We start from the raw sequence: 2,231 nt of genomic DNA on the forward strand, positions 1-2,231 counted from the left end.
CTCTGCTATATAGCAGAGTTTTTTTGAGCATAATGTTTTTTGAGGGATAGGAGCTATGATACAATGACATAAGTCAAACCTTTCACTAGGTGAAGTATTGTTGTATACATATATTTGGAAGGAGAAGAAGTATGAAAAAGCATTTATATATAAATGGAGATTGGAAATCTGTAAACACGTATAAACCATTATATGCACCATATTCTGAAGAAACATTAGCGGAAATTGCACAAGGCACGGAAGAAGATGTAAAAGAGGCTGTTACCGCTGCAAAAAATGCAATGACAAAAATGAATACATTATCTGCATATGATCGTGCGACTATTTTAGAGAAAGTTGCACAAAAAATGGATGAAAGAAGAGAAGAATTTGCAGAGATTATTGCAAAAGAAGCTGCAAAACCAATACGTGCTGCAAGGGGAGAAGTAGATCGTACTGTTCAAACATACAAATTTGCAGCTGAAGAAGCGAAGCGTATATATGGTGAGACATTGCCATTAGACGCCGCACCTGGTGCAGATGGGCGTATTGCATATACAATCCGAAAGCCGATTGGGGTTATAGGGGCTATTACACCATTTAATTTCCCATTAAATTTAGTAGCGCATAAAGTTGGACCAGCAATCGCTGCCGGAAATACAGTTGTATTAAAGCCAGCTGATCAAACGCCATTATCATCTTATGCATTAGTTGAGTTATTTGAAGAGGCAGGATTGCCAAATGGAGCTTTAAATATCATTTCTGGTCCTGGCTCCACGGTTGGTGAGGCAATCGTCAAAAATGATTACGTTGCTTCTATTACTTTTACCGGAAGTCCAAAAGTTGGAATCGGAATAAAACAAAAGGCTGGGCTAAAACGAGTTACGTTAGAACTAGGCTCAAATGCTGCTGTTATCATTGATGAAGATGTAGAGTTAACAGATGAAATAATTGAACGTGTAAAATGGGGAGCATTTGTTAATAATGGGCAAGTTTGTATTTCAGTACAACGTGTTTTTGTACATGAAACGAAAATGCATGAATTTCTTTCGAAGCTAAAGAAAGCGATGGAATCAGTTGTTGTTGGTGATCCACTGCTTGAGGAAACGGATGTATCAGCTTTAATTTCAAAAAGAGATGTAGAGCGAATTGATATGTGGGTTCAAGAAGCAATTAAGGAAGGAGCAACTGTTTTATGCGGTGGTAAGAAGCGGGATGCAAGAATTTTTGAACCGACTGTATTAACAAATGTTCCAGATCATGTATCTGTGCAGTGCCAAGAAGTATTCGGTCCACTCATGACAGTAAATACATTTAAAGAATTTGATGAAGCGATTGAACAAGTAAATAATTCGCGTTACGGCTTACAGGCAGGTGTATTCACAAATAATTTATTTAAAGCAATGCGTGCAATTGATGAGCTAGAGGTTGGTGGTGTCATGATTAATGATATCCCAACGTTCAGAGTAGATCATATGCCTTATGGTGGTGTGAAAGAAAGTGGTACGGGGCGTGAAGGAATTAAATATGCAATAGAAGAAATGACAGAAATGAAATTAGTATGTATTAAAAAATAAAATAGAAAAACTTAAAACTTGCACTAAAAAACGAGTAGGAAATGTTTACGATTCCATACTCGTTTTTTACGCTGCTAGTAACTATTTAATTAAGTGTAACTTTTACTTCATTTCTTGTTTGAAAATAGTATCTTCTACATAAATTTGTTCTTTATCTACAGCAGTAGCATGAGTTAATACTAAACCGATGGGTGTTTTTGTATCTTTATTTTGAACAATTGTAAAAGGAACATTTTTTTCGTTTGCTAATTTAATGTATTTTGATAAATGTGGGTAAGCAATGCCACCATTTAGGAGGAGTTGTAATGATTGAGAAGGGCGCATGCTACCCGCCACTTCAGAGTATACATTACTTTGCATTACTTGACCGATTGTTAAAGCGATTTCCACACGCTCACGTAATGTAGTTAAATACATATTACGTTCTTCTGGTTTGTTTTGCTTTTGGCCGTAAATGCCTTCTTGGAGATAATCTTCCACATTTTTATTTACCATATTTTTCACACCTTTCATTTTCTATTGTACGCAAGAATTAAAAATGATGCAAAAAAAGTCGTTTTGACTACGGAAATAATGAAAATATGTGAAGGAAAAAGGGGATTTGCATACAATTAGTTAAATAAGAAAGAAAAAATAATTTTATCAACAGAAATTAACAAAATGTGACAAAAATCT

General features: G+C 35.3%; 2 protein-coding genes. One reads left to right on the forward strand and one right to left on the reverse strand.

The annotated features are described in order from the left end of the window. Positions 1 to 131 precede the first annotated feature (131 nt). Positions 132 to 1,556 (forward strand): aldehyde dehydrogenase family protein, encoded by a 1,425-nt coding sequence (locus ABWK52_RS26505; protein ID WP_000716459.1) that lies wholly within the window; start codon positions 132 to 134, stop codon positions 1,554 to 1,556. A 102-nt stretch (positions 1,557 to 1,658) separates the two neighbouring features. On the opposite strand, the gene ABWK52_RS26510 is transcribed toward ABWK52_RS26505, so the two are convergent. Beyond that, entirely contained in the window at positions 1,659 to 2,051 is a 393-nt protein-coding gene (locus ABWK52_RS26510; RefSeq protein WP_000247557.1) for a YueI family protein, read from the reverse strand. Between the last annotated feature and the right edge of the window lie 180 nt (positions 2,052 to 2,231).

This window comes from Bacillus sp. AP50 (assembly GCF_040492675.1).
Lineage (GTDB): Bacteria > Bacillota > Bacilli > Bacillales > Bacillaceae_G > Bacillus_A > Bacillus_A cereus.